General features: G+C 62.8%; 24 protein-coding genes. 11 read left to right on the top strand and 13 right to left on the bottom strand.

Annotation, left to right across the window (positions count from 1 at the left end; all coding sequences use genetic code 11):
• The first annotated feature begins 9 nt into the window (after window positions 1-9).
• The 3 genes from DV532_RS20185 to pcaC are packed head-to-tail and all read left to right on the top strand — an operon-like array spanning window position 10 to window position 2571.
• Window positions 10-1362 (top strand): 3-carboxy-cis,cis-muconate cycloisomerase, encoded by a 1353-nt coding sequence (locus tag DV532_RS20185; RefSeq protein ID WP_056801964.1) that lies wholly within the window; start codon window positions 10-12, stop codon window positions 1360-1362.
• A gap of 11 nt (window positions 1363-1373) precedes the next feature.
• Window positions 1374-2165 carry a 3-oxoadipate enol-lactonase gene (gene pcaD, locus DV532_RS20180; protein ID WP_056801966.1) on the top strand — a complete coding sequence of 264 codons (792 nt, stop codon included), beginning with the start codon at window positions 1374-1376 and terminating at the stop codon, window positions 2163-2165.
• 10 nt (window positions 2166-2175) lie between these two features.
• Entirely contained in the window at window positions 2176-2571 is a 396-nt protein-coding gene (gene pcaC / locus DV532_RS20175) for a 4-carboxymuconolactone decarboxylase (protein WP_056801968.1), read from the top strand.
• A 128-nt stretch (window positions 2572-2699) separates the two neighbouring features.
• Here the strand turns inward: pcaC and DV532_RS20170 are convergent, their stop codons facing one another.
• The 6 genes from DV532_RS20170 to ttgA all read right to left on the bottom strand — a co-directional run bounded on the left by DV532_RS20170 (window position 2700) and on the right by ttgA (window position 11794).
• Window positions 2700-3206 carry a DUF962 domain-containing protein gene (locus DV532_RS20170; protein ID WP_056801970.1) on the bottom strand — a complete coding sequence of 169 codons (507 nt, stop codon included), beginning with the start codon at window positions 3204-3206 and terminating at the stop codon, window positions 2700-2702.
• A gap of 111 nt (window positions 3207-3317) precedes the next feature.
• Complete coding sequence (locus DV532_RS20165) at window positions 3318-4241, bottom strand: LysR family transcriptional regulator (protein ID WP_056801971.1); 924 nt, start codon at window positions 4239-4241, stop codon at window positions 3318-3320.
• Window positions 4242-4432: 191 nt separating this feature from the next.
• Window positions 4433-5689, bottom strand: coding sequence for an OprD family porin (locus tag DV532_RS20155; RefSeq protein WP_056801974.1), 1257 nt, complete (start codon window positions 5687-5689; stop codon window positions 4433-4435).
• Window positions 5690-6032: 343 nt separating this feature from the next.
• Window positions 6033-7487 carry an AdeC/AdeK/OprM family multidrug efflux complex outer membrane factor gene (locus tag DV532_RS20150; RefSeq protein WP_056801975.1) on the bottom strand — a complete coding sequence of 485 codons (1455 nt, stop codon included), beginning with the start codon at window positions 7485-7487 and terminating at the stop codon, window positions 6033-6035.
• Window positions 7484-10636, bottom strand: a complete 3153-nt coding sequence (gene ttgB / locus DV532_RS20145) for a multidrug efflux RND transporter permease subunit TtgB (protein ID WP_056801976.1) — start codon at window positions 10634-10636, stop codon at window positions 7484-7486. Before ttgB ends, DV532_RS20150 begins: the two co-directional genes overlap by 4 nt.
• Before the next feature lie 3 nt (window positions 10637-10639).
• On the bottom strand, window positions 10640-11794 hold the full coding sequence (ttgA, locus tag DV532_RS20140; protein WP_056801977.1) for a toluene efflux RND transporter periplasmic adaptor subunit TtgA: 1155 nt from the start codon (window positions 11792-11794) through the stop codon (window positions 10640-10642).
• A gap of 259 nt (window positions 11795-12053) precedes the next feature.
• Between ttgA and ttgR the strand changes: the two genes are divergently transcribed.
• The gene (ttgR, locus tag DV532_RS20135; RefSeq protein ID WP_056801978.1) at window positions 12054-12686 is read left to right on the top strand and encodes an efflux transport transcriptional regulator TtgR; all 633 of its coding nucleotides are present in this window, start codon (window positions 12054-12056) and stop codon (window positions 12684-12686) included.
• Between the two features lie 102 nt (window positions 12687-12788).
• On the opposite strand, the gene DV532_RS20130 is transcribed toward ttgR, so the two are convergent.
• Window positions 12789-14240 carry an MDR family MFS transporter gene (locus tag DV532_RS20130; RefSeq protein WP_056801979.1) on the bottom strand — a complete coding sequence of 484 codons (1452 nt, stop codon included), beginning with the start codon at window positions 14238-14240 and terminating at the stop codon, window positions 12789-12791.
• 372 nt (window positions 14241-14612) lie between these two features.
• Here DV532_RS20130 and DV532_RS20125 point away from each other — a divergent pair, with 372 nt between their 5' ends.
• A complete protein-coding gene (locus DV532_RS20125; RefSeq protein WP_056801981.1) occupies window positions 14613-15482 on the top strand; it encodes an oxaloacetate decarboxylase in 870 nt (289 codons plus the stop codon).
• A gap of 18 nt (window positions 15483-15500) precedes the next feature.
• Here the strand turns inward: DV532_RS20125 and DV532_RS20120 are convergent, their stop codons facing one another.
• On the bottom strand, window positions 15501-16406 hold the full coding sequence (locus tag DV532_RS20120; RefSeq protein ID WP_056801983.1) for a LysR family transcriptional regulator: 906 nt from the start codon (window positions 16404-16406) through the stop codon (window positions 15501-15503).
• Between the two features lie 102 nt (window positions 16407-16508).
• Here DV532_RS20120 and DV532_RS20115 point away from each other — a divergent pair, with 102 nt between their 5' ends.
• On the top strand, window positions 16509-17384 hold the full coding sequence (locus DV532_RS20115) for an MBL fold metallo-hydrolase (protein ID WP_056801984.1): 876 nt from the start codon (window positions 16509-16511) through the stop codon (window positions 17382-17384).
• 26 nt (window positions 17385-17410) lie between these two features.
• On the top strand, window positions 17411-18025 hold the full coding sequence (locus DV532_RS20110; protein WP_056801986.1) for an NAD(P)-dependent oxidoreductase: 615 nt from the start codon (window positions 17411-17413) through the stop codon (window positions 18023-18025).
• Between the two features lie 92 nt (window positions 18026-18117).
• On the opposite strand, the gene DV532_RS20105 is transcribed toward DV532_RS20110, so the two are convergent.
• Entirely contained in the window at window positions 18118-18993 is an 876-nt protein-coding gene (locus DV532_RS20105; protein ID WP_056801987.1) for a LysR substrate-binding domain-containing protein, read from the bottom strand.
• A 114-nt stretch (window positions 18994-19107) separates the two neighbouring features.
• Between DV532_RS20105 and DV532_RS20100 the strand changes: the two genes are divergently transcribed.
• On the top strand, window positions 19108-20745 hold the full coding sequence (locus DV532_RS20100) for a 5-guanidino-2-oxopentanoate decarboxylase (RefSeq protein WP_056801988.1): 1638 nt from the start codon (window positions 19108-19110) through the stop codon (window positions 20743-20745).
• A 34-nt stretch (window positions 20746-20779) separates the two neighbouring features.
• Here DV532_RS20100 and DV532_RS20095 read toward each other — a convergent pair whose 3' ends face one another.
• Window positions 20780-21700 (bottom strand): AraC family transcriptional regulator, encoded by a 921-nt coding sequence (locus DV532_RS20095; protein WP_056801989.1) that lies wholly within the window; start codon window positions 21698-21700, stop codon window positions 20780-20782.
• 202 nt (window positions 21701-21902) lie between these two features.
• Between DV532_RS20095 and DV532_RS20090 the strand changes: the two genes are divergently transcribed.
• The gene (locus DV532_RS20090; RefSeq protein ID WP_056801990.1) at window positions 21903-22196 is read left to right on the top strand and encodes a putative quinol monooxygenase; all 294 of its coding nucleotides are present in this window, start codon (window positions 21903-21905) and stop codon (window positions 22194-22196) included.
• Window positions 22197-22290: 94 nt separating this feature from the next.
• The gene (locus tag DV532_RS20085) at window positions 22291-22524 is read left to right on the top strand and encodes a hypothetical protein (RefSeq protein ID WP_056801992.1); all 234 of its coding nucleotides are present in this window, start codon (window positions 22291-22293) and stop codon (window positions 22522-22524) included.
• Here the strand turns inward: DV532_RS20085 and DV532_RS20080 are convergent, their stop codons facing one another.
• Together DV532_RS20080 and DV532_RS20075 are read right to left on the bottom strand one after the other, a co-directional pair.
• Window positions 22525-23130 (bottom strand): flavin reductase family protein, encoded by a 606-nt coding sequence (locus DV532_RS20080; RefSeq protein ID WP_056801993.1) that lies wholly within the window; start codon window positions 23128-23130, stop codon window positions 22525-22527.
• 118 nt (window positions 23131-23248) lie between these two features.
• Complete coding sequence (locus DV532_RS20075; RefSeq protein ID WP_120715368.1) at window positions 23249-23692, bottom strand: heme utilization protein; 444 nt, start codon at window positions 23690-23692, stop codon at window positions 23249-23251.
• Window positions 23693-24036: 344 nt separating this feature from the next.
• Between DV532_RS20075 and DV532_RS20070 the strand changes: the two genes are divergently transcribed.
• A complete protein-coding gene (locus tag DV532_RS20070) occupies window positions 24037-24789 on the top strand; it encodes a hypothetical protein (protein WP_056801995.1) in 753 nt (250 codons plus the stop codon).
• Here the strand turns inward: DV532_RS20070 and DV532_RS20065 are convergent.
• Window positions 24768-25907, bottom strand: a complete 1140-nt coding sequence (locus tag DV532_RS20065) for a Fic family protein (RefSeq protein ID WP_056801996.1) — start codon at window positions 25905-25907, stop codon at window positions 24768-24770. The genes DV532_RS20070 and DV532_RS20065 overlap by 22 nt on opposite strands.
• Window positions 25908-25969: the final 62 nt, after the last annotated feature.

The following is a 25969-nucleotide window of genomic DNA, read 5'->3' as shown; positions in this document are numbered from 1 at the left end:
GGACGCTGCATGAGCAACCAACTGTTCGACGCCTACTTCACCGCGCCGGCCATGCGCGAGGTCTTCTCCGACCGTGGCCGCTTGCAGGGCATGCTCGATTTCGAAGCTGCACTGGCCCGTGCCGAAGCCGCTGCCGGGCTGGTCCCCCACAGCGCTGTGGCGGCCATCGAAGCTGCATGCCAGGCCGAACGCTATGACGTTGGCGCGTTGGCCAATGCCATCGCCACCGCTGGCAATTCGGCGATCCCGCTGGTGAAGGCGTTGGGCAAAGTGATCGCCACGGGTGTGCCGGAAGCCGAGCGCTATGTGCACCTAGGCGCCACCAGCCAGGACGCGATGGACACTGGCCTGGTGTTGCAGTTGCGCGATGCCCTCGAACTGATCGAAAGCGACCTTGGCAAGCTGGCCGATACCTTGTCGCAGCAGGCCTTGAAGCATGCCGATACGCCGTTGGTGGGCCGCACCTGGCTGCAGCACGCTACCCCGGTGACCCTGGGCATGAAGCTGGCTGGCGTGTTGGGTGCCTTGACCCGCCACCGTCAGCGTTTGCAGGAGCTGCGCCCACGCCTGCTGGTGCTGCAGTTCGGCGGTGCTTCGGGCAGCCTGGCCGCCCTGGGCAGCAAGGCAATGCCGGTGGCCGAAGCCCTGGCCGCACAGCTCAAGCTGACACTGCCCGAGCAGCCCTGGCATACCCAGCGCGATCGGCTGGTGGAATTTGCCGCGGTGCTGGGCCTGGTCGCCGGCAGCCTGGGCAAGTTTGGCCGCGATGTCAGCCTGCTGATGCAAACCGAGGCGGGGGAGCTGTTCGAGCCTTGCGCACCGGGCAAGGGCGGCTCGTCGACCATGCCGCACAAGCGTAACCCGGTTGGTGCCGCCGTACTGATCGGTGCCGCCACCCGCGTGCCGGGCCTGCTCTCGACGCTGTTTGCCGCCATGCCCCAAGAGCACGAGCGCAGCCTTGGCCTGTGGCATGCCGAATGGGAAACCCTGCCAGATATTTGTTGCCTGGTCTCCGGCGCCTTGCGCCAGGCCCAGGTGATTGCCGAGGGCATGGAGGTGGATGCCGCGCGCATGCGCCGCAACCTTGACCTGACCCAAGGCCTGGTACTGGCCGAAGCGGTGAGTATCGTCCTCGCTCAGCGCCTGGGCCGCGACCGCGCTCACCACTTGCTGGAGCAATGCTGCCAGCGTGCGGTGGCCGAACAGCGCCACCTGCGTGCCGTGCTGGGTGACGAGCCGCAGGTCAGCGCCGAGCTGTCCGCTGAAGAACTCGACCGCTTGCTCGACCCCGCCCATTACTTGGGCCAGGCCCGCGTCTGGGTGGCGCGCGCCGTGTCCGAACATCAACGTTTTACTGCCTGAAGGAGACCGCTGTGGCGCACTTGCAATTGGCCGATGGCGTTTTGAACTACCAAATAGATGGCCCGGAAAACGCTCCGGTGCTGGTGCTGTCCAACTCGCTGGGCACTGACCTGGGCATGTGGGACACGCAAATTCCCCTGTGGAGCCAGCACCTGCGCGTGCTGCGCTACGACACCCGCGGCCACGGTGGCTCGCTGGTCACTGAAGGCCCTTACACCATCGACCAGCTGGGCCGCGACGTACTGGCGCTGCTCGACGGGCTGGACATTAACAAGGCGCACTTCATCGGCCTGTCGATGGGCGGGCTGATCGGCCAGTGGCTGGGCATCAATGCTGGCGAGCGCCTGCGCAGCCTGACCTTGTGCAACACCGCTGCCAAAATTGCCAACGACGAGGTGTGGAACACCCGTATCGACACTGTGCTCAAGGGCGGCCAGCAGGCCATGGTCGACCTGCGCGATGCCTCCATCGCCCGCTGGTTCACCGCGGGTTTTGCCCAGGCTCAGCCTGAGCAGGCCCAACGCATTTGCCAAATGCTGGCGCAAACCAGCCCGCAGGGTTATGCCGGCAACTGCGCGGCGGTGCGTGATGCCGATTATCGCGAGCAATTGGGCGGTATAAAGGTGCCGACGCTGATCGTTGCCGGTACCGAAGACGTGGTGACCACCCCGGAGCATGGCCGCTTCATGCAGGCGGGCATCGAAGGCGCCGAGTACGTCGAATTCCCGGCGGCGCACTTGTCCAACGTCGAAATTGGCGAGGCGTTCAGCCGGCGCCTGCTCGACTTCCTGCTGGCTTACTGAGGACAGCGCCATGGACGAGAAACAACGTTACGACGCCGGCATGCAGGTACGCCGCGCAGTGCTTGGCGATGCCCACGTGGACCGCAGCCTGGAGAAGCTTACCGACTTCAACGGCGAGTTCCAGGAAATGATCACCCGCCATGCTTGGGGTGACATCTGGACCCGCCCGGGTTTGCCGCGCCATACCCGCAGCCTGATCACCATCGCCATGCTGATCGGCATGAACCGCAACGACGAGTTGAAGCTGCACCTGCGTGCGGCCGCCAACAATGGCGTGACCCGTGATGAGATCAAGGAAGTGCTGATGCAAAGCGCGATCTACTGCGGCATCCCGGCGGCCAATGCCACCTTCCACCTGGCTGAATCGGTGTGGGATGAGTTAGGTGTAGAGTCTCGACAGCAGTAACCTGTACCGCGCTATCGCCGGCAAGCTCGCTCCCACAGGTGCTGCACGGCCCTCAGGCCTGATGCAATCCCTGTGGGAGCTGGCTTGCCGGCGATAGGGCCATGGAATGTTTACATTGCCGTGTTCTTCTACCGCATGGCCACCGGGCCGGCGTTGGTTTCTACGGCTTGTTTCAGCGCGGGGCACCAGCCCAGCATGAACGCCGCCTCTGCCACCACGAACAGCGGCCCGATGATCAGGCCGCTGACATCGTCGACAAATGCCGGCTTGCGGCCTTCGTAGTAATGGCCGACGAACTGGATGATCCAGCCCACCACGAACGCCCCCAGCCCGGTGCTGAGCCACAGCCCCGTCGTCTTCATGGCCAGCACCTGGCCAACCCACAGGCATAGCCCCAGCAACAACCCCATCACCAGCCCGAAGCGCAGGTCCAGGCGCAGGTAGAACCATGCCGAGGCCGCGGCGGCCAGCAGGGCAGGGGACAGCCACATGCCGGCCATCTCCCAGCCGGGGCGGGACAGCAAGATGGTCACCGCCAGCACGATCATGGGGATGCCGATGAAGTGGGTGGCGATGTTGCGTGGGTCGCGGTGGTAGCTGGCGTATTGGCTCAGGTGGTCGACGAGGGTTTTCATTGTTGTGCCTCCCTGGGTGCCTGGTCGAGGTGTATTGCCTGTACCGGCCCTATCGCCGGTGCTGGCAACCGATATAGCTCAGGATAGCCCGCAGCCACCACCATCATTAGCTCAGCGAATGGCAGCAGCCTGCACCGGCATATCCAGCCCCACCAGCGTTTCGATCATAGCCCGCGCCGCCGGCGACAGCCGGTAGCCGCTGCGGCTGACCACGCCACAGCGCACGCTCAGCACCTCCAGTGCCGGCGGCAGGTTGCGCCAGTGCAGGCGCACCAGGCGGCCGCTGGCCAGGTCTTCGGCCACGGCCTCCTCGCTGGCAGTGCCGATGGCGTCGCTGGCCTGCACCACACTGCGCAGCACGGCCAGGTGTTCGGTCTGCAGGTGCGGGGTGAAGTCACTGCGCCCGCTGAGGTTAGCCAGGCGTTTGCGCACGCCGGGGGCGAGCAGGGCGCTGGCCAACGGGTAGTTGAACAGGTCGTTGGTCGACAGGCTGTCCTTGTTTAACAACGGGTGGCCTGGGCGGCAAAAGAACAGCCCGGGACGGGGCGAGAGCGGCTCGGTGTGGAAGTTGGGGTCAGCTTCGAATGGGCGGATATCGTCGACGAAAAATTCGATCTGCTCGCGGCGCAGGGCCTGACCTAGGCGTTCGGCATTGTCCACCAGCAGCGAGGTGCGGATGCCCGAATGGCGTTCGATGAAGTGGCGCAGGGCGTCGGGTACCAGGCGCGCGGCCAGTGCCGGGCCGCTACCAAAATGCAGTTCGCCGGCGTCGAGCTTGGTCATTTGTAGTACTTCGTTGCTCAGTTGCGCCGCGCCTTGTACCAGGCGCCGGGCATGTTGCAACACCACCAGACCTTCGGGGGTGGGTGGCAGGGCTTTGCTGGCACGGTCGACCAGTGGGCAGCCGAAGCTGTGTTCCAGGCTTTGGATGGCGCGGCTGAAGGCGGGTTGGGTGATGCCCATGGCCTCGGCGGCACGGACGAAACTGCGGTATTCGGTGAGGGCGATGAAGTAGCGCAGCTGACGGAGGTCCATGTCACGGCTCTGGGGCGGGGATCAGGAGGCTATTCAAGCGGTTACTGCATATGTCGTCAAAGAAGGTTTATTGATTTGTTTATGTCTATTAGTTATTTGCTGCGGCGTTTGGCCTCTTCGCGGGCAAGCCCGCTCCTACAACGGGGGGCGTTCGTGTAGGGGCGGGTTCACCCGCGAAGAGGCCGGTCGGTTTAAAGCAGGTTTAGCGGGTAACTTACGATCAGGCGGTTCTCATCAAAGGCGTTGGTGCTGAAGTCCCGGCGCATGGTGGAGTTGCGCCATTTGACCGACAAGTCCTTGAAGCTGCCCGACTGCACCACATAGGCCAGCTCGGTTTCCCGCGCCCATTCCTTGCCATCGTCCACGCCACCGGCGGTGACGTTATCACCCTTGATGTAGCGGTTCATCAGGGTCAGGCCCGGTACGCCAACGGTGGCGAAGTTAAAGTCATGGCGCACCTGCCAGGAACGCTCCTTGGCATTGTCGAAGCTGGAGTTGTAGCTGTCGTTGGCCAGGGTGCCGCCGCTGGTGCCGTTAACCCGCATCCAGGCATCGTCGCCGCTGACCTTCTGCAGGCCGACATAGAAGGTGTGGCCCTGGTAGCGCGCCGAGAGCAGCGCCGAGGCGGTGCGGTTGTCCAGTTTGCCAGCGCGTTCGGCGCCGTCTTCCTTGCCGATGAAGTAACCCAGGTTGGCACCCAAGGTCCAGTCACCCAGGGGCTGGCTGTGTGTCAGGTTGAGGTACTGCTGGTGGTAGATGTCCTTGAGCTGGGCATCCCACAGGCCAATCAGGGTGCGCTTGTCGTTGAAGGTGTACTCGCCGCCGCCAAAGTTGAAGCGGTCGGAGGTGAACGCTGCCTTACCGTTCAGCGACATGTCTTCCATGCTGGCGTCATTGCGCGGGCTGTTTCCGCGGAACTGGCCGGCGTACAGGCTTAGGCCAGCGATTTCCTTGGAGGTCAGCTGGCCCCCGCGGAAGGTCTGCGGCAGCGAGCGGCCATCGTCCGAGCGCAGAATGGGCAGCACCGGCATCCATTCACCGACTTTCAGCTCGGTTTCGGAAAGCTTGGCCTTGAACGCCACACCCAGGCGGCCGAAGTCATCGGCAGGCCGGCCATCATCGTGTACCGGCAGCAGGTGAGTGTTGGTGGTGCCTTTGCCGCCGTCGAGTTTGACCGAATACAAGCCCAGTACGTCCACGCCGAAACCGACGACGCCTTGGGTGAAGCCGGAGCGGGCATCAAGGATAAAGCTTTGGGTCCATTCCTCGCCCTTGGCCTGCGGGTGGGCCGGGTCGACGAAGTTGCGGTTGATGTAGAAGTTGCGCAGGTTGAGGGTGGCCTTGGCATCCTCCATGAAACCACCTTGGTCGGCGGCGAACACGGGAAGGGCGCAGGACATGGCCAACAGGCCGGGCAGCAGCTGGCGTGCGGGTTGCAAAGTGCTCATCTGTCGTGGATCTCTTGTTTTTATGGGTGAGCCGGTGCGCTGCAGGATGCGGCCTGCAGGTGCGGGGCTTTGGGGATGAACCGGGGCAACGTTGCGTGGGGAGGATGGTGCGGGGTAGGGCAGGGGCGAGGCAATTCGCCGCAAGCGGAACCGGGCGATAATCGAACGGAATGTTCTAGCTGGTTAATTGTTTTTCTGTGCCGGCCTCTTCACGGGTAAACCCGCGCCTACAAAGTTTGCGCATACCGTTGTAGGCGCGGGTTTACCCGCGATAAGGCCAATACAGACGACACAAAACAAAAAGCCCACCGCGAGGGTGGGCTTGATGCTGTAGCAGCCTCAATCAGCCCTTCGGTGTTTCCACCGCTGCCTGCTGGTTGGCCTGCCCGGTCTGCTCGTACCAGCCACCGCCGAGTGCCTTGTACAGGTTGACCTCGCTGGTCAGCTGCGACAGGCGGTCGCCGATCAGTGCCTGCTGGGCGCTGAACAGGTTGCGCTGGGCATCGAGGAACGTCAGGTTGCTGTCGATCCCGATGCGGTAACGGCGTTCGGCCAGGCGGTAGTAATCCTGGTTCGCCTGCACCAGGTCGCGTTGCGCCTGCAGTTGCTCTTCGAAGGTCTTGCGCGCCGCCAAGCCATCGGAGACTTCCTGGAAGGCGGTCTGGATGGTCTTTTCGTACTTGGCGACGTTGATGTCCTTCTGGATCTTCGAGTAATCCAAGCTGGCCTTGAGGCTGCCGGCATTGAAAATCGGCAGGTTGATCTGCGGCTGGAACAGCCAGGTGCCCTGGCCTCCGGCGAACAGGTGGCCCATGTCAGGGCTCAAGCTGCCGGCGTTGGCCGTCAGGCTGATGCTTGGGAAGAACGCTGCGCGGGCGGCGCCAATGTTGGCGTTGGCGGCCTTGAGCAGGTGCTCGGCTTCCTGGATGTCCGGGCGGCGCTGGAGGATGTCCGACGGCAGGCCGGCCGGCACTTCGGCCAGCTGGTCGGCGTTGAGCTCCAGCGGCTTGGCCAGGTCGGCAGGAATGCCGGTGCCCAGCAGTACGGTCAGGCTGTTGACGTCCTGGGCAACCAGGCGCTGGTATTGCGAGTACTTGACCCGGGCGCCTTCCACGGCGGTGCGCGCCTGGCTGACGTCGAGTGCCGAAGCCACGCCGACTTCGTTGCTGCGACGGGTGAGGTTGTAGCTTTCCTCGTAGGTCTTCAGCGTTTCTTCGGTCAGCTTGAACAGCGCCTGGTCGGCCTGCCAGGTGTAGTAGGCGTTGGCCACGCTGGCCACCAGGGCAATTTGCGTGGAGCGGCGCGCCTGCTCGCTGGACAGGTAGGTTTCCAGGGCCTGCTCGGTCAGGCTGCGTACGCGGCCAAACAGGTCCAGCTCATAGGCACTGACGCCCAGGGTGGCCGAGTACTGGCTGCTGATGCTCGACTCACCGGTTTGCGACATGTTCGCCGGTAGGCGCTGGCGGCTACCGCTGCCGGTGGCCGAAACTGCCGGGAACAGGTCGGCACGCTGGATGCGGTACTGTGCGCGGTAGGCGTCAAGGTTCAACGCGGCGACGCGCAGGTCGCGGTTGTTGACCAGCGAGGTCTGGATCAGTTGCTGCAGTGCCGGGTCGTGGAAGAACTGGCGCCAGCCTTGCTCGGCGGCGGCAACCTCCGCCGATTGCGTAGGCGAGTACGCAGGGCCTTGCGGCCACTGCGCAGCCGCCGGCGATTCCGGGGTCTGGTAGTCAGGGATCAGCGAGCAGCCGCCAAGAATGAAAGCGGTTACCGCCAGGGACAACAAAGACTTGGTCATTGCCCAGCCTCATAACGTGGAGTTTCAGGGGTGACGTCTTTTTCCGGCTGTTTGCTGCCGAACAGCGACGACACTGCGACGAAGAACAGCGGTACCCAGAAGATAGCCAGTACGGTCGCACTGATCATGCCGCCAATCACACCGGTGCCGATGGCGTGCTGGCTGCCGGCGCCGGCGCCGCTGGCGATAGTCAACGGTACCACGCCGAGGATGAACGCCAGCGAGGTCATGATGATCGGGCGCAGACGCATGCGGCATGCTTCGATCGCGGCGTCGTACAGGCTGCGGCCTTGCTCGTGCAGTTCCTTGGCGAACTCGACGATCAGAATGGCGTTTTTCGCCGCCAGGCCGATGGTGGTCAACAGGCCGACCAAGAAGTACACGTCGTTGGACAACCCGCGCAGGCTGGTGGCGATCAGTGCACCGATGATACCCAGCGGTACTACCAGCACCACGGCGATCGGGATCGACCAACTTTCGTACAGGGCTGCCAGGCACAGGAACACGAACAATACCGAGAGGGCGAACAGCGCCGGCATTTGCGAGCCGGAGAGTTTTTCCTCGTAGGACATGCCGGTCCAGGAGAAGCCGATGCCGCTTGGCAGTTCGCCTGCAATGCGCTCGACCTCGGCCATGGCTTCACCGGTACTGTAGCCAGGTGCCGGTGCCCCCAGGATCTCCATTGCTTCGACGCCGTTGTAGCGCGACAGCTTCGGCGAACCGTAGGTCCATTCACCCTTGGCGAAGGAGGAGAACGGCACCATCTCGCCGGCGCCATTGCGCACGTACCATTTCTGCAGGTCTTCCGGGCTCATCCGGGCGTTCGGCTCGCCTTGGATGTACACCTTCTTGACCCGGCCACGGTCGATGAAGTCGTTGACGTAGCTGGCACCCAGGGCAATCGACAGGGTGTTGTTGATGTCGGCGATGGTCACGCCCAAGGCGCTGGCACGTTCGTCATCGATGGTCAGCTGATACTGCGGCTCGTCGTTCAGGCCATTCGGGCGCACCGCCATCAGCACCTTGCTTTGTGCCGCTTTAGCCAGGAACTGGTTGCGTGCTTCCATCAGCTTGGCGTGACCAACGCCGGCGCGGTCCTGCAAGAACACGTCGAAGCCGGTGGCGTTACCCAATTCGAGCACCGCTGGCGGGGCGAAGGCGAACACCATCGCATCGCGGAAGCTGAAGAAGTGCTGCTGGGCACGCTGCGACAGGTTGAACACGCTGTTCTCGGCCGAACGCTCGCCCCACGGCTTGAGCATGATGAACGCCATGCCCGAGCTCTGGCCGCGGCCGGCGAAGTTGAAGCCGTTGACGGTGAACACCGACGACACGGTGTCGGCTTCTTCCTTCAGCAGGTATTCACGCATTTGGTCGACCACCACCTGGGTGCGCTCGGCACTGGAACCGGCTGGGGTCTGTACCTGGGCAAACAGTACGCCCTGGTCTTCTTCTGGCAGGAACGCGGTAGGGATGCGGGCGAACAGCCAGATCATGCCGACCACGATCAGTGCATAGGCCAGCAGGAACGGCACCTTGTTGCGCAGGATGGTGCCAACGCTGCGCTCGTAGCCGTTTACGCTGCGGTCGAAGTTGCGGTTGAACCAGCCAAAGAAGCCGCGCTTGGCCACATGGTGCTCGCCCTTCTTCAGCGGCTTGAGCATGGTGGCGCACAGGGCCGGGGTGAAAATAAGCGCCACCAGCACCGACAGGCCCATGGCCGAGACGATGGTGATGGAGAACTGCCGGTAGATCACTCCGGTGGAGCCGCCGAAGAACGCCATTGGCAGCAGTACCGCCGACAGCACCAGGGCGATACCCACCAAGGCCCCCTGAATCTGCTCCATCGAGCGCTTGGTGGCTTCCTTGGGCGGTAGCCCTTCTTCGGACATCACCCGCTCGACGTTCTCCACCACGACGATGGCATCGTCCACCAGCAAGCCGATGGCCAGGACCATGGCGAACATGGTCAGGGTGTTGATGCTGAAGCCTGCGGCGGCAAGGATGCCGAAGGTACCCAGCAACACCACCGGTACGGTCATGGTGGTGATGATGGTGGCGCGGAAGTTCTGCAGGAACAGGTACATCACCAGGAACACCAGGACCACGGCTTCGATCAGGGTGTGAATTACGCCGCTGATGGATTCGGTGACCACCGGCGTGGTGTCGTACGGGAATACCGCTTTCACCCCTGGTGGGAAGAATGGTTCCAGGTCGCTGATGGTTTTGCGCAGGGCCTTGGCGGTATCCAGCGCGTTGGCACCGGTGGCCAGTTTTACCGCAAGGCCGGAGGCCGGCTTGCCGTTGAACTGGGCACTGACCGCGTAGTTTTCACCGCCCAGGCCGACTTCGGCGACATCACCCAAGCGCACCTGCGAACCGTCGTTGTTGACCTTGAGCAGGATCTTCTCGAACTGCTCGGCGGTCTGCAGGCGGGTTTTGCCGATGATGGTTGCGTTCAGCTGGGTACCGGGTGTGGCAGGCAGGCCGCCGAGCTGGCCGGAGGACACCTGCACGTTTTGCGCGGCCACGGCGGTCTTGACGTCGACCGGGGTTAGCTGGAACTTGTTCAGCTTGGCCGGATCGAGCCAGATACGCATGGCGTACTGCGCACCGAACACTTGGAAGTCACCCACACCTGCGGTGCGCGAGATCGGGTCTTGCATGTTGGAGACGATGTAGTTGGCCAGGTCGTCCTTGGTCATGCTGCCGTCTTCGGACACCAGGCCGATCACCAGCAGGAAGTTCTTCACTGCCTTGGTGACGCGGATACCTTGTTGCTGCACTTCTTGTGGCAACAGCGGGGTAGCCAGGTTCAGCTTGTTCTGTACCTGCACCTGTGCGGTGTCGGGGTTGGTGCCCTGCTCGAAGGTGGCGGTAATGGTCATGCTGCCGTCAGAGTTACTTTCCGACGATACATAACGCAGGTTGTCGATACCGTTGAGCTGTTGCTCGATCACCTGCACCACGGTGTCCTGCACGGTCTGCGCCGAGGCGCCTGGGTAGGTCACGGCGATGGCGATGGCCGGCGGCGCGATGCTGGGGTACTGGTTGATCGGCAGCTTCAGGATCGACAAGGCGCCGACCAGCATGATCACCAAGGCGATCACCCAGGCGAAGATCGGGCGATCGATAAAGAACTTCGACATGGTTTACTCCGCTTTGGCGTCTGCTTTGGCCGCGTTGGCCTGAACCGGGCTGGCCGGCTTCTTGACGTTGGTGGCTTCGCTGACCTTGACCTCGACGCCCGGGCGCACGTACTGCAGCCCTTCGGTGATCAGGCGGTCACCGGGGTTCAGGCCTTCCTCGATCAGCCAGTCGCTGCCCAGCGTGCGGCTGGCCTTGAGCTGGCGCAGTTCGACCTTGTTCTCCTGGTTGACCACCAAGGCCGTTGGCGCGCCTTTCAGGTCGCGGGTCACGCCTTGTTGCGGGGCCAGGATGGCGTTGGTGTTGACCCCAGCCTTCAGCCGCGCATGCACGAACATACCTGGCAACAGGGTGTGGTCAGGGTTGGGGAAGAGGGCGCGCAGGGTGACCGAGCCGGTGGTCTCGTCAACCGCGACTTCGGAGAATTCCAGGCGGCCTTCCTGCTTGAACAGGCTGCCGTCTTCCAGCACCAGTTGCACCGAAGCGGCATTGTTGCCGGCCTTCTGCAGTTGGCCGCTTTCCAGGTCACGGCGCAGCTTGAGCAACTCGGCGGTGGACTGGGTGACGTCGACGTAGATCGGGTCGAGTTGCTGGATGGTCGCCATGGCATTGGTTTGGCCATTGCTTACCAGTGCACCCTCGGTGAACGAAGAGCGGCCGATACGGCCGCTGATCGGTGCCAGGACCTTGGTGTAACGCAGGTCGATCTGTGCACTTTTGAGCGAAGCCTCGGCCTGCAATCGTTTGGCATTGGCGTCGTCGTACTCTTGCTTGGACACTGCCTGTTCGTCGATCAGCTGCTTGTAGCGCTCGGCTAGCGAGCGGGTAGCCTGCAGGTTGGCCTGGGCATTGGCCAGGTTGGCTTCGTACACGGCAGGGTCGATTTGGTACAGCTGCTGGCCTTCCTTGACCTCGCTGCCTTCCTTGAACAGGCGCTTGAGGATGATGCCATTGACCTGCGGGCGCACTTCGGCGACGCGGTAGGCAGTGGTGCGCCCCGGCAATTCCGAGGTCAGGGTGAAGGCTTGGGGCTGTAGTGTCACGACGCCGACCTGAGGAGCCTGCGCCGCTGGCGCTGCTTCTTCTTTCTTACAGCCACTGAGCAGGGTTGCCAGGGCGACGGCGGAAACCAGAGCGGTAACGGCTGGCTTGAATTGCATGAGGATCCTCGGGTCGCTGGAGCTGGGAGACGCTCAAAGAGTAATGGAAGAGTCTTGATCTGGAAAAAATGCTATCCGGTGGATAAATAGCTTGCTAAGGAATATACTTACATTCATGGTTGTTTGTAAATACCGCTGGGTCGTACTTGGGTACTGCCACAGCCCTTGATTAGCTCATCCGCGAGGCACCCTGCAGAGGTGTCGCCGGAGTGTTTCCCGTACGCGCTGCGCGTTCGGGCCAGATGAGGTTGGTACTGCCATGGTCCGTCGAACCAAAGAAGAAGCCCAGGAAACCCGCGCCCAGATCATCGAGGCGGCGGAAAAGGCCTTCTACAAGCGCGGGGTTGCGCGAACCACCCTGGCCGACATCGCCGAACGGGCAGGTGTGACGCGGGGGGCGATCTACTGGCACTTCAACAACAAGGCCGAACTGGTGCAGGCGCTGCTCGACAGCCTGCATGAAACCCATGACCACTTGGCGCGGGCGAGCGAAAGCGAGGACGAAGTCGACCCGCTTGGCTGCATGCGCAAGCTGTTGCTGCAGGTGTTCAACGAGCTGGTGCTCGATGCCCGAAGCCGGCGTATCAATGAAATCCTGCATCACAAGTGCGAGTTCACCGATGACATGTGTGAAATTCGCCAGCAGCGCCAGGGGGCGGTACTGGATTGCCACCAGGGCATCACCTTGGCGTTGGCCAATGCCGTGCGCCGCGGCCAGTTGCCAGGCGAGCTGGACGTCGAGCGTGCGGCGGTGGCCATGTTCGCTTATGTCGATGGCCTGATCGGGCGCTGGCTGTTGCTGCCTGACAGTGTCGATTTGTTGAACGATGTCGAAAAATGGGTCGATACCGGGCTGGATATGCTGCGCTTGAGCCCGGCACTGCGCAAATGACACTTTGTTAAGGATTGTGAGGGAGTGTTTCCTCTTTGTATTAAGAGAGGATTAATGCTTCCCGGTCTGGCATCGGGTGTAAACCTGCAGGCGCGCAGCCTGTTAGCGCCCGCGTAGTTGCCGGTCTGGCAATGCCACTGCCGCTATCAGCCCGAACACCGCCACCCCGGCACTCCCCATCAGCAGCTGGCGGAACGTCTCTAGCAGCCGGCCTTGCGTTACCAGGTCGACCTCGCCCGCCTTCAAGCTGCCCAGCAACGGATTCCCCAGCACCTTGAACCCACCCTGGTGCAGCAGCGCCAGCAGCAAGCTGGACATGCACGCCACGCCCATGGCGCCGCCCAGCGAACGGAACAGGTTGGTGGTGCTGGTGGCCACGCCGATGTCCTTGCTGTCCACCGCACTTTGCGTGCCCACTAGTGTGGTCGGGAACTGCAGCCCACAGGCAATGCCGGTTAGCAGCATGAACAATGCACTCAGCCAACCCGCCTGCGGTGGGGTCAGCGCCATGGCAAAAATGGCCACTGGCATCAGCAGTGCGCCGGTCAGGATCTGCGGCTTGTAGCGTCCGGTCAGGCTGGTCATGCGCCCGCCGGTGAAGGCACCTATGGGCAACCCCATTACCAGCGGTAGCAGGTGCAGGGCGGCGCTGTCGGCACCGGCGCCGGTGATGCCCTGGTAGCGCAATGGCATCAGCATGGTTAGCGAGATTGACTGGAAGCTGGCGAAGAAGATCACCCCCCAGCACAGCACCGCCACGCGGTTGCCGAACAGGCTAAGCGGGAGTAGCGGCTCCGGGCAGCGGCGTTCATGGGCGATGAATAACAGTAGGCCTAGCGCGGCACAGGCGAACAGGGCCAGTACCGCCGGGTCGGCCCAGGTGTGCCCCTGGCCGACCAGGGTGATGCTCAGCAACAGGCTACCCAAGCCGAGGATCAGCAGTACGGCGCCGAGGTAGTCCACCCGCGCCTCGCGGCGTTGCACCGGCATGCCGCCGAGGGCACGGCGAATGGCCCACAGGGCGACCAGCCCTAGCGGCAGGTTGATCCAGAATACCCAGCGCCATGACAGGTATTCGGTCAGCCAGCCGCCCAGCACCGGCCCGGCGACGCTAGCTACCGCATACATGCTGCTGAAGTAGCCTTGGTAGCGGCCGCGCTCGCGCGGTGGCACAAAGTCGCCGATGATCGCCTGGCTCACCGAAACCATGCCGCCAGCGCCAATGCCCTGCAGTACCCGGGCCAGCACCAGTTGCGGCATGTCCTGGGCCAGGGCGCAGGCGATGGAAGCCAGGGTGAACAGGCTGATGCCGGTCAGGATCATTCGCCGCCGCCCGTACAGGTCGCCCAGCTTGCCGTAGATTGGTACGGCCACGGTCATCGCCACCATGTAGCCGGAGATGACCCAGGCCAGCAGGCCTACATCGTTGAACTGGGTAGAAATTGCCGGCAGCGAAACGGCGACGATGGTTTGGTCCAGCGCGCCGAGGAAGATCGCCAGCATCAGGGCGGTGAGCACGTTGCGCAGGGTAGTGGGGGGCAGGGCGGCGGTCACGGGAATACCTTGTTTGTCTGTGGCGGCCTCTTCACAGATGAACCCGCGCCCTCGGATTGTAACCTGAGTTAGGTAGCTTCCTATGTACTATCTGCATCCCCTATGCCGAATCGGCATTGGCGCATTCATCCAGTGCTGCATGGCCGCGTGATATCGTTGGTATGCCACAGGGGCTGAAATCCGCGGCTTGCACCAGCTTGGTGCAACATTTTGCCGCCGTGTTTTCAGGCCACTGTCTCCCACACCTTTTATTCCTCTACCTGCATGTCGAGCATGACCGCCCAAATGGCGACGGTTGGAACAGGCCAGGTAGACCCGATTACAGGGGTCGGTAGTTACCGTTCGAATTTCAACTTATTTTGCGGAGTGATCATGCCCAAGGCTTCCCATCAAGATCTGCGTTTTGCCTTCCGCGAGCTGCTCGCTTCAGGTTCCTGTTATCACACCGCCTCGGTGTTCGACCCGATGTCGGCACGCATTGCCGCAGACCTGGGTTTCGAGGTCGGCATCCTCGGCGGTTCCGTCGCATCGTTGCAGGTGCTGGCCGCGCCGGACTTCGCGCTGATCACCCTCAGTGAATTCGTCGAACAGGCCACCCGTATTGGCCGCGTGGCGCAACTGCCGTTTTTGGCGGATGCCGACCACGGCTATGGCAATGCGCTGAATGTCATGCGTACGGTTATCGAGCTGGAGCGGGCTGGTGTGGCCGCGCTGACCATCGAGGACACCCTGCTGCCAGCCCAGTTCGGGCGCAAGTCCACCGACCTGATCACGGTCGAAGAGGGCGTTGGCAAAATCCGTGCGGCGCTGGAGGCCCGGGTCGATTCGTCACTGTCGATCATTGCCCGCACCAATGCCGGCGTGCTCACCACCGAAGAGATCATCGTGCGTACCCAGAGCTACCAGAAGGCGGGTGCCGACGGTATCTGCATGGTGGGTGTGAAGGACTTCGAGCAGCTCGAGCAGATTGCCGAGCACCTGACCATACCGTTGATGTTGGTGACCTATGGCAATCCGAACCTGCGCGACGACGAGCGCCTGGCGCGCCTGGGCGTACGCATTGTGGTCGATGGTCACGCGGCTTACTTTGCCGCGATCAAGGCTACCTACGACTGCCTGCGGCTGCAGCGCGGCCAGCAGAACAAATCGGAAAACCTCAGCGCCACCGAACTCTCGCACACCTACACCCAGCCCGAGGATTACATCCGTTGGGCCAAGGAATACATGAGCGTCGAGGAGTAGCCTGCTCCCGCAAAAACCTTATAGCGCTCGGTCCCACTCCGGTTCGTCCTGGAACCGCTGCACCAGGAAATCCAGCATGCTGCGCAAGGTCGCTGGCATGTGCTTGCGTGAGGTATACACCGCATTCAGGTTTAGCTCGCGGGGCTTGGCCTCTGGCAGCAAACGCACCAGTTCGCCCCGGCGCAATGCCTCGGCGGCCTGGTAGGTCGGCAGCATGGCGATGCCTGCACCGGCCAGCGCCGCTTTTTGCAGTGTCATCGCCTCGTTGGCACTGATGTTACCGGCCACCGGTACGGCGACCTGCCGGCCGGCTACGTCGAAATGCCACAGGTTGTGGCCGAAGTAGGCATGGGTCAGGCAGTTGTGCCGGCTCAGCTCTTCAACCTGTTGCGGCGTACCGTGCTCGCGCAGATAAGCCGGTGCCGCGCATACCACCGAACGGCATACGCTCAGGCGCCGGGCGATCAGGTTGGGGTCCAGGTCATTGCTGGTGCGAATGGCCAGATCGATCCGCTCGTCCACAAGGTTGACGGTGCGATCGAGCATTTGCAGTTCCACCTTCACTCCCGGGTAGCGCCGCACGTAAGCGGCAACTGCATCCACCAACTGCGCCTGGCCGAATGAGGTGCTAACGCTGATGCGCAGTGCGCCCTTGGGCGCATCGTCCGGTTGCTGCACGGCGGCTTGCAGGTCACCGGCCAGTTCCAGCAGTTGCCGACAGCGGGGCAAAGTTTCTTGGCCAGCGGCAGTGAGGCTGAGCTTGCGCGTGGTGCGCTGCATCAGCCGCGCGCCAACCCAGTCTTCCAGCTCGGCGAGGTAGCGCGACACGACCGGCCGCGACAGCTGCAGATGATCCGCCGCTGCCGACTGGCTACCCAAGTCGACAACGGTGACAAACACGCGCATGGCGTTGAGACGGTCCATGATTTGCCCGGTTTCAGAAACAAACTATGTTTGAGCATCGCATTTTTTGTCATGGATCGGGCAACTAAGCTGTTCGCCATTGATCTTCTGAAGGCGTTGCCAATGTCCCTGTTCGCTCCTTTGCGTGGCCTGGTGCTGGCCTGCGTTACCTTGGCCGGCCCGGTGCTGGCCACCGAACCCTTGCAGCTAGAGGTGTACAACCCCGGGCACGCGGCGATCTTCCCGGTCAGCTCGGTGATCGTCAGTGGCGAGCACGACGCCGTGCTAATCGATGCCCAGTTTGGCAAGGCTCAGGCCGAGCAGCTGGTGCAACGCCTGCGCGCGAGTGGCAAGCACCTGACCAGCATCTATATCAGCCATGGCGACCCGGATTACTACTTTGGCCTGGATACCCTGACCCAGGCCTTCCCCGAGGCCAAGGTGCTGGCCTCGGCCGCCACTGTTGCGCATATCCGCCAGACCATGGACGCCAAACTGGCCTACTGGGGACCGCAGCTGGGCGCGGACAAGCCGGCGCGGCTGGTGCTGCCGCAGGTGCTTGAGGGCCACCAGCTGACGCTGGAGGGGCAGGCCCTCGAAGTGATTGGCCTGGACGGCCCGCAGCCTGAGCGCAGTTTTGTCTGGATTCCGTCGATTAAGGCAGTGGTCGGGGGCGTGGTGGTGTCCGAGCACATTCATGTGTGGATGGCTGACACCCAAACAGCCAAGTCGCATGCCGACTGGCTTGGCACCCTGGCGCACATCGAAGCGCTGGCGCCGCGCACCGTCATCCCGGGCCATTACTTGGGCGATAGCAGCCGCTCGCTGGAAGCCGTGCGCTTTACCGTCAATTACATGCGCGCTTTCGATGCGGAAACCGCCAAGGCGAAAGATGCTGGCGCATTGATCAAGGCCATGAAGCAGCATTACCCGGACCTCGCCGATGAAAGCTCGTTGGCGCTAGGGGCCAAGGTCGCCAAGGGCGAAATGAAGTGGTAGTTCCGTTCAACTATGGAGAATATCCCATGAGCAAAATTGCAATCATCGGTGCCACTGGCCGCGCGGGTAGCCAGTTGCTGGAGGAGGCCCTGCGCCGTGGCCACAGTGTGCTGGCCATTGCCCGTGACCCGTCGAAGCTGCAAGGGCGTGACGGGGTGACCGTGAAGGCGCTGGATGCCCAGGACAGCGCGGCCCTGCAAACGGCGGTCGCGGGGGTGGACGCAGTGCTGAGTGCAGCGCATTTTTCGACCATCGCACCGCAGGCCATCATCGAGCCGATCAAGCGGGCCGGGGTTAGGCGCCTGCTGGTAGTGGGTGGTGCCGGCAGCCTGTTGCTGCCGTCGGGGCACCGGGTGATCGACAGCCCGGACTTTCCCGAGGCATACAAGGCCGAGGCCACAGCCGGGGTGCATTTTCTGCAAGTGTTGCAACGGGAGCCGAACCTGGACTGGACCTTCCTGTCGCCTTCGGCGGAGTTCGTTGAAGGCGAGCGCAGTGGGCACTACACGTTAGGTAAGGATCACCTGCTGATTGGCGCGGATGGCAAAAGCTGGATCACCTTTGCCGATTATGCGATTGCCCTGCTCGACGAGCTGGAAAAGCCGGCGCATTCGCGGCAGCGCTTCACAGTCGGCTACTGAGTCGCCTGCTGCGGGCATGCCCACACAGGTACCGCACAGATTCCAAGGCCTGTGCTGTCCCTGTGGGAGCGGGCGAGCCCGCGAAGAGGCCCTTACAGGCTGACCTGGCCCTCCAGCCAATCCAGTAACTCCAGCAACCCCGGCGGCAAGCTCCTGGCCTGGCTCACCAGGTAATAGCCCTTGCCCGTCAGCACCTTCAGGGGAAACGGCATGCACAGCCGCCCCCCGCGCAAGTCATCGCCAATCAGCGACCAGTCGCCGATAGCCACCCCCGTTCCCTGCGAGGCCATGGCCATCGCCATGTCCAGCGTCTCGAAGTGCTGCTTCGGCCCTTGCGTGGCCTGCGTCATCCCCGCCGTCTGCAACCACAACCGCCAGTCATGCTCATCCCGCGACGGGTGCAGCAACATGTGCCGCGCCAGGTCTTCAACCTTCTGCAAGGGTATCGGCCCCTGGCATAGCGACGGCGCGCACACCGGCGTCAGCTGCTCGTCGAACAGCTTGCGCACGCGCAGCCCGTGGTTCGGCGCATCGCCATAGACCACCGCTGCATCGAAGCCCTCGCGGCGAAAATCCACACCATGCTGCACCGTGGTGGTCAGCTCCACCGGTACGTCCGGGCGTAGCGCCTGCCACTCCATCAGGCGCGGCAGCAGCCAGCGCATCACGCAGGTTGGCGCCTTCAGTTGCAGGGTGGTGCTGTGCTCACCGACCTCGCGCACCCCTTGTTCGATCAGCGCGAACACCTGCTGTACCCGTGGCAGCCAGTCCTGGCCTTCACGGGTCAGGCTCAGCCCGCGGGCCTGGCGTTGGAACAGGGCATACCCCAAGTGCTCCTCAAGGGCGGCGATTTGGCGGCTGACGGCGCCTTGGGTGATGTGCAGCTGTTGCCCGGCACGGGTGAAGTTGCAGTGCTGGGCAGTGACCAGAAAGGTGTGCAGGGCGGGCAGGGGTGGGAGGCGCTTCATCGCGTTTAGCCATGACGACAGGACATGGCTAGTATGTGTTTTTTTGCATTGTGGCGATAGCCGTGGCTTGGGTCCAATAAGGGCATAACCCAACAAGATTAGCGGTGAAACCTGATGGCAACTTGCGGTGAAGTATTGGTCAAACTCCTTGAAGGCTATGGCGTGGACCATGTCTTCGGCATTCCCGGTGTACATACCGTAGAGCTCTATCGCGGCCTAGCGGGCTCGTCCATCCGTCATATCACCCCGCGCCATGAGCAAGGCGCCGGGTTCATGGCTGATGGCTATGCGCGCACCCGGGGCAAGCCCGGGGTGTGCTTCATCATCACCGGCCCGGGCATGACCAATATCACCACGGCCATGGGCCAGGCCTATGCCGACTCGATCCCGATGCTGGTGATTTCCAGCGTGCAGGCCCGCGACCAGCTGGGTGGTGGCCGCGGCAAACTGCACGAGTTGCCCAACCAGGCGGCGCTGGTGGCGGGTGTGGCGGCGTTTTCCCACACCTTGATGAATGCTGCCGACCTGCCGCAGGTGTTGGCCCGAGCGTTCGCCGTGTTCGACGGCGCGCGGCCGCGCCCGGTGCATATCGAGATCCCGCTCGATGTGCTGGTCGAGCCGGCCGACCACTTGCTGCCGGGGCGCCCGGTGCGTGCCAGCCGGGCGGGGGCCGCGCCGCAGGCTGTGGCGCGCATGGCCGAGCGCCTGGCCAATGCACGGCGGCCTTTGATCCTGGCGGGTGGCGGTGCGTTGGCTGCGGGTGCTTTGCTGGCACGTCTGGCCGAACACCTTCAAGCCCCGGTGGCGCTGACCATCAATGCCAAGGGTCTATTGCCTTCCAGCCACCCGCTGCAGATCGGCTCGACCCAGTCACTGCCGGCAACACGGTCGCTGGTGGCCGAGGCGGACGTGGTGCTGGCGATCGGCACCGAACTGGCCGAAACCGACTATGACGTGACCTTCAAAGGTGGTTTCGAGATCCCGGGCAGCCTGCTGCGCATCGACATCGACCCGGACCAGACGGTGCGCAACTACCTGCCGGAGCTGGCGCTGGTGGCCGATGCCGAGTTGGCCGTCGACGCGCTGTTGGTTGCCTTGCAGGCTCAGCCGCAACCTGTTCACGAAAGCACTTGGGGTGTGACCCGCGTGGACAACCTGCGCCAGGCACTGGTTGCAGGTTGGGATCAGCCGACCTTGAGCCAGACACGCTTGTTGAACGCCATTCTGGCGCGCCTGCCCAATGCCATTCTGGTGGGCGATTCGACCCAGCCGGTATACACCGGCAACCTGACCCTGGACATGGACCAGCCACGGCGCTGGTTCAATGCCTCGACCGGTTATGGCACCTTGGGGTATGCGCTGCCGGCGGCCATGGGCGCCTGGTTGGGCAGCGCCGAGCAGCCTGCTGAGCGTGCGCCGGTGGTGTGCCTGATTGGCGATGGTGGTTTACAGTTCACCCTGCCAGAGCTGGCCAGTGCGGTGGAGGCGCAGGTGCCGCTGATTGTGCTGCTGTGGAACAACCAGGGGTACGAGGAAATCAAGAAATACATGGTCAACCGGGCGATTGAGCCGGTTGGTGTGGATATCCATACCCCGGACTTCATTGGCGTGGCGCGGGCATTGGGTGCGGCGGCTGAGCATGTGGCGGATGTGGCGCAGCTGCAGGCGGCGCTGGGACAGGCGGTCGAGCGCAAGGGGCCGACCTTGATCCAGGTTGATCAGAATCAGTGGCAGGAGACTGTGTGGGGTTGAAGTAGGGCTATTGCCTGTACCCGCCCAACAGAACTCAGCCCGCAGTCGCCCGCAACCGCGCCACATCCCGAATCGGCGGCGCGCCGTACAATCGGCTGTATTCCCGGCTGAACTGCGATGGGCTTTCATATCCCACCCGATAGGCCGCCACCGCAGCCTCGAGCCCGTCATTCAGCATCAGCCGCCGCGCCTCCTGCAGACGCAGTTGCTTCTGGTACTGCAACGGGCTCATCGACGTCACCGACTTGAAGCGGTGGTGCAGGGTTGAGGTACTGAGGTTGACCTCACGAGCCAGGTCCTCGATACGCAGCGGCTGCTGATAGTTGTTGTTAAGCCAGGTAATGGCCTGGCAAACCCGGTGGGTCTGGCTGTTGGCCAGGGCGATTTCATACAACCGATAGCCCTGCGGCCCGCGCAACATGCGATAGAGAATCTCGCGGCGGAACAGCGGTGCGAGCATTGCGATATCGCGTGGGGTGTCCAGCAGGCGGATCAGCCGCAGCAGGGCATCAAGCAGTGTGGCATCGGTTCTATCCACATACAGGCCGCGGCCGGAAGGCCGGTTGGGCACCAGCATCGGCCCGCTTTCGGCGATCAACTGGCTGATCTCGGCCGGGTCCAGGTCCATACGCAGCCCCAGGCTGGGGTTCTCCGGGCTGGCATCGAGCCTCACGCCACTGAGCGGCAAGGTTACCGAGACCACCATGTAGTGCAGCGGGTCGTAGGCGTACTGCTCGTCGCCGAGGAACAGGCTTTTGCTGCCTTGGGCAAGGATGCACAGGGCAGGTTGCGCCAGGGTCGGTACTGAACGCACGTTTTCGGTGTAGCGCACCAGGTACAGGCCAGCGATGGCCGATGCCGGGCCGTGGGGATCGCCGGCATGGCGGGTAATCAGCTCGGCCAGCTCCAGGCGCTGCAGTTCCAGGGTCGGGTCGGTGGACGTGGCGGTGGTCATGATGGCTTTCCTCTGCTGACCGACGCAGCATAGGTTTGGGCAAGGGTGGGCGCTAGTCAAAAGCTGCACGTCGATTGCCTGATCCTGCCGTGCTGCAGGATCAGGCAATCGACGTGCAGTAATGGCCTAACGCGCCGCGCGGGTGAGCCCCTAACCTTGGCAGCCTGGCTTTTCCGTCCGCCTGCTTCAAGGAGATTGTGCAATGACCCTAAAACAACCGGTCACCCACCTTGCGTTCATTCGTGCCAGCAGCGGGCGCTCGGCGGAGCTGGGCGCGCGCCTGCGTGACCTGTTGGAGCCCTCGCTGCGTGCGCCGGGTTGCCTGAGTTTCACGGTGCAGCGTTCGCAGGCAGATGCCGACCTGTGGTTGCTCAGTGGTAGTTGGCAGGACCAGCAAGCGATGAGTGGCTACTTTGCTTCGCCGACGTTGCAGGTTTTTGGTGAGCTGGTACAGGCGCGGGTGGTCAGTAGCCTGGACCTGCATACCTTTGATTGATTGGTCAGCTGACGCAAGGCCGCGCTTGCAGGGATCGCAGTGGCTGGTTGATGGGGTAAGATGCCGAGCCTTGATCAACCAGTTAGAGAGCAACATGGCACGTAGGGAATTCCCGCATTTCGAAGCGGTTTCGGCGATGGTCCCGGTGGAAGGCGGCGGCTATAACGCCGCCATCGCGGTCAAGGCCTTGGGCATGGGCGGCGCGCCGCGCTTTCACAAGGTGCTCGACGGGCAGGTGTTCGAAGGCGCCATGGCCGCCGACGAAGCGGCTACGGCCGAGCTGCAACGCCTGCAGGGCGTCAGCGAAGAGGGTGAGCTGGTCTGGTGATCAGGCTGGCGGCCGGGCCATCTTGAACAGGTTGCCCAGCTCGAAGTAGTCCGCCGGGCCACCGCCACGCAGGATCGGTTCGGCGGCAGCGGTGTCGTAGATGCCGTTCTTCAACAGGTGCTCGGCAATGTGCACCGCCACCACTTCACCCAGGATCAGCCAGCTTGGCACCGGTTCTTGGTCGGCCCGCTTGAGCTGGACGATCTGGCTGACCTTGCACTCGAAGGCCACCGGGGTTTCGCCGACACGCGGCACGCTGACGATGCGCGACGGCGCAGCGGTGAGGCCGCTCAATTCGAATTCGCTCACCTCGGCGGCAACCGGCGCGCAGCTCTGGTTCATCTGCTCGGCTAATGGGCGGGTGGCCAGGTTCCAGACGAATTCGCCGGTCTGCTCGATGTTGTTCAGGCTGTCTTTGCGCCCGACACTGCAGAAACCGATGATCGGCGGGATGTAATTGAAGGCATTGAAGAAGCTGTAGGGCGCCAGGTTCAGGCGGCCTTCGCGGTCCTGTGAGGAAATCCAGCCGATGGGGCGGGGGCCGACGATGGCGTTGAACGGGTCGTGGGGCAGGCCGTGGCCTTTGGCGGGTTCGTAGTAATACATCTGTGCGGGGCTTGCTGGCCCTACCTCCTGGTGGACAAGGCGCCTAGTGTGCCAAGCCTTTGCCCGCCTGAAAATGATTAAGCCCGGCCAAAGCCGGGCTGGGTGCTCGCATCAGGGATCAGCTAATGCGGTGGCCGCCAGTGCGGTCGAAGCCATCTTCAGCGAAGCGTTGGCCGCCAGTGCGGTCGAAGCCATCTTCGGCGAAGCGTTGGCCGCCAGTGCGGTCGAAGCCATCTTCAGCGAAGCGTTGGCCGCCAGTGCGGTCGAAGCCATCTTCGGCGAAGCGTTGGCCGCCAGTGCGGTCGAAGCCATCTTCAGCGAAGCGTTGGCCGCCAGTGCGGTCGAAGCCATCTTCAGCGAAGCGCTGGCCGCCGGTGCGGTCGAAACCGTCTTCGGCGAAGCGTTGGCCGCCGGTGCGGTCGAAACCATCTTCAGCGTAGCTAGCGGACTGGGTTTGAGCCGCTGCGAAGGTGTGGGCGTTGGTGCGGTTAAAGCCATCTTCGGCAAAGGCACCAGCAGCGAAAACCGACAGCGCCAGGGTGAGGATCAGTTTGTTTTTCATGGTCGTTGCTCCGGGGGTTCGAGAGGTTGTGTTGTTTCTATGGGTTTGATCCTACGCCGATTAATTTGATAAAAAAGCGCAAATAATAGCGCTTAAAAATCGAATAATTCGATGTATGTGGGTGTGCATGGGGCGCATCTAGTAACGGTTATTGGCCAGGATGCTGCTGCCCGGGCGCCGACGTTCTGCCAGCGATTGCAGCTTGAGGGGGCGGCATTAATGGGGTGTTAAGGAAGGAAATTAGGGCGCTTTAGCCTGATGAACGGATTTTTCATACGCCACCAACCTATTTTTCAGATGCTGCTCAGCACCATCGCCGCACCTAAAACCGGAGCGGCACACCAATGAACAAACTTCCGCAAATCACCTTGGCCTTCTGGGTCATGAAGATCTGCGCTACCACCCTTGGCGAAACGGCAGGTGACTTGCTGTCGATGACCCTGAACATCGGTTATGCACTTAGCTCGCTGCTACTGATCAGCGTGTTCCTGCTGACCTTGCTCGGCCAGCTGTACTCGCGCCGCTACCACCCGCTGCTGTACTGGCTGGTGATCCTTTCCACCAGCACCGCCGGCACCACCATGTCCGACTTCATGGACCGCACCCTGGGCCTGGGCTATGCCGCCGGTTCGGCCATCCTCATCGGCATCCTGCTGCTGACCTTCCTGGTATGGCGCTTGAGCGGCAACCCGCTGGATGTCACCCGCATCAAGAACCGCAGCGGCGAGCTGTTCTACTGGGTGGCGATCCTGTTCTCCAACACGCTGGGCACGGCTTTGGGCGATTACCTGGCCGATGATTCGGGGCTCGGTTTTGCCGGTGGTGCGCTGCTGGTCGGCAGTGCCATCGCCTTGGTGGTGGTGGCCCGCTACTGGACACGCATCCCCGGGATGGTGTTGTTCTGGGTTGCGTTCGTGCTCACCCGCCCGTTCGGCGCCACCTTGGGTGACTTCCTCACCAAGCCCCATGAAAAAGGTGGCCTGGACTTCGGCACAGTCGGCTCTTCGGCAGTGCTGGGCGGGGTGTTGCTGGTGCTGGTGCTGATGGCTACCTGGTACCAGCGGCGTGAACCGCGTCAGGCGTTGGAGATGTCCTGAGTGTTGATGCGGTAGCGGGTACTGCGGCCCCCGCCTGGCAGGCGAACCAGGCAGGCCTTACCGAGCAGATCGGTAAGGTGACGGGTCGCAGTGGCCTTGGACACTTTTGCCAGCGCCTGGTATTGCGCGGCATTGATGCCTTCCTCGAAACCGCGGGGGCCACCATCGAGCAATCTGTTGAGTACCTTGACCTGTTCGGGCAACAAGCCATCTGCGCGATGCGCGTGCCAGAACCTGGCTTTGGCCAGTATCCGGTCGATGTTGGCCAAAGCCTGCTCAAGGCTGCGTAGCAGGGTGGCAAGAAACCAGGACAGCCACGGGGTGATATCCAGGTCGCCTTTCTGGCTGCTCTCCAGCACCTGGTAATAGCCGGCCCTGTCATCGAGGATGCTGGCGGACATGGCATAGAAGCGGATTGCCTGCCGCTCACCTTGCGCCAGCGCCAGGTCGGTGATCGCCCGAGTCAGGCGGCCATTGCCGTCGTCAAACGGATGCAGGGTGACGAACCAGAAATGGGCGATGCCGGCACGTAGCAGTGGGTCCATACCGGCGGAATCGCGGCTGTTGGCAAACCAGTCGAGAAACTCGGAGAGCTGGGCGTCCAGGCCATCGCGCGGTGGGGCTTCAAAATGTACGGTAGGCTTGTCGAGCCGACCGGAGATCACCTGCATAGGCACTTCATCACGCAACTGGCCGACCAGTACCGCTTTGCTCAAGCTGCCTTGTGCTAGCGGGAACAGCCACTGGTGCCAGGCGAACAGGCGCTGCAGGGTCAGTGGTTGGTCAAACCCTTGCGTTGCATCCAGCATCAACTCCGCCAGCCCTTCACTGCGGGCATTGGTCGCCCCCTGTTCCTCGATGCCCAGCCGGTGAGCGAGCGAAGAGCGGACAGAGCCGACGTTCAACTGCTCACCTTCGATTGCCGAGGAGGTGACGATGTTCTGCAACAGAGTGTCCAGGATGTTCTGGCACTCGCTGAGCGCATCGACGCTGCCGATCTTGCCCAGCAGGCGCCCTTGCATGTCGATGCAGTTGCGTAGCACAGGTGCGATGGCGTCGTTTTGCCAGGTGAAATTCGGCCAGGCAGGTCGCTGCCAGATCCAGAAAGGGCTGTTCATGATTGCTGCTTGTTCATCCCGAGAGCCGGATAAGCCGGTTATTCGGCTCATCCCGTGAGCCG

Source organism: Pseudomonas sp. Leaf58 (genome assembly GCF_003627215.1).
Taxonomy (GTDB): Bacteria; Pseudomonadota; Gammaproteobacteria; order Pseudomonadales; family Pseudomonadaceae; genus Aquipseudomonas.
This window is presented reverse-complemented; position numbering and strand designations above follow the sequence as displayed.